The following is a 574-nucleotide window of genomic DNA, read 5'->3' as shown; positions in this document are numbered from 1 at the left end:
ACAGCGCCACGTACCTGAATCAATTACGTCATTGCGCACACTCATCATGTCTGCAATCGTGAAACGACTTCAACGATGCCCCTGCTGCAATGTGGCTCGATATAACTTATGACACAGTAAGACTAGGAGCACCGACACGCTGGCTGACCTGATCGGGCGTCATCCCAAAAAGTAGATCTCCCACGCCAATGTAAGGGTTGTTTTCGTAGTTTGATTTCATACAGTCCTCATTTGAGTAAACCGTTCTTTTCCAAACACTTGAAATACTCAAGCATCTCACGCATTGCCTCGTTATATATCTTCGGTTCTCCAGCTTCGCGTGCTACTCGACGCACGTCATCAATTTCAATTCTCATGGCTTTCCGCCATTCGCCATTCGCCATTCTTGAGCAATTCCCTGATTTTTTCACGGTAGATTTCACCTTCAGCACCCGAGTTACCGTTGCTACTAGCCTGGATGTTTCATAAACGTCATCCGCAATTCCGAATTGTCGCTCTCGACGCCGCTCGGTTCGAATTATCCTATTGTGGGCAATAGGCGCCCTACCCAATTGAACGGGGCAGGGTAAAGCGG

The 574-nt window shown here is 48.1% G+C and carries 1 protein-coding gene; it reads right to left on the bottom strand.

Translation table 11 applies throughout. The features are described 5' to 3' along the window. Window positions 1–227: 227 nt before the first annotated feature. A partial coding sequence (locus tag F2P45_RS35850) for a hypothetical protein (RefSeq protein WP_223164920.1) occupies window positions 228–574 on the bottom strand: 347 nt, incomplete at its 5' end.

The organism is Massilia mucilaginosa, from assembly GCF_011682145.1.
GTDB classification, from domain to species: domain Bacteria; phylum Pseudomonadota; class Gammaproteobacteria; order Burkholderiales; family Burkholderiaceae_D; genus Telluria_A; species Telluria_A mucilaginosa.
The sequence above is the reverse complement of the archived record's forward strand: the minus strand, read 5'-3'. Positions and strand labels throughout refer to the sequence as shown.